The organism is Corallococcus llansteffanensis, assembly GCF_003612055.1.
Classification (GTDB): domain Bacteria; phylum Myxococcota; class Myxococcia; order Myxococcales; family Myxococcaceae; genus Corallococcus; species Corallococcus llansteffanensis.
The window spans coordinates 1-448 of the sequence record NZ_RAWB01001187.1; the positions used below are offsets into that span (position 1 = coordinate 1).

A 448-nucleotide genomic window follows, 5' to 3' on the forward strand; every position below is an offset into this window, starting at 1 on the left:
ATGTTGACGCGAACCGCGTGGTGATCCGCGTGAATGACGACGAAGCCGTGGCCGGTGAAGTCGGCGTGGACATCTACAACCTGATCAAGTACACGCGTTCGAACCAGAACACGAACATCAACCAGCGTCCGATGGTCAAGGTGGGCGACATCGTTGCCCGCGGCGACGTGATTGCTGACGGCGCCTCGACCGACATGGGCGAGCTGGCGCTCGGCCAGAACATGCTGGTCGCGTTCATGCCCTGGAACGGCTACAACTTCGAAGATTCGATCCTGATCTCGGAGCGCGTCGTGGCTGAAGACCGCTACACCTCGATCCACATCGAGGAACTGTCGGTCGTTGCCCGCGACACCAAGCTCGGACCGGAAGAAATCACGCGCGACATCTCGAACCTGGCCGAAGCCCAACTGGCTCGCCTGGACGAGTCGGGCATCACGTACATCGGCGC

The 448-nt window shown here is 61.2% G+C and carries 1 pseudogene; it reads left to right on the plus strand.

Annotated features, from left to right (window positions below):
• A pseudogene (locus tag D7V93_RS44060) lies at positions 1–448 on the plus strand (DNA-directed RNA polymerase subunit beta); the annotation flags it as partial.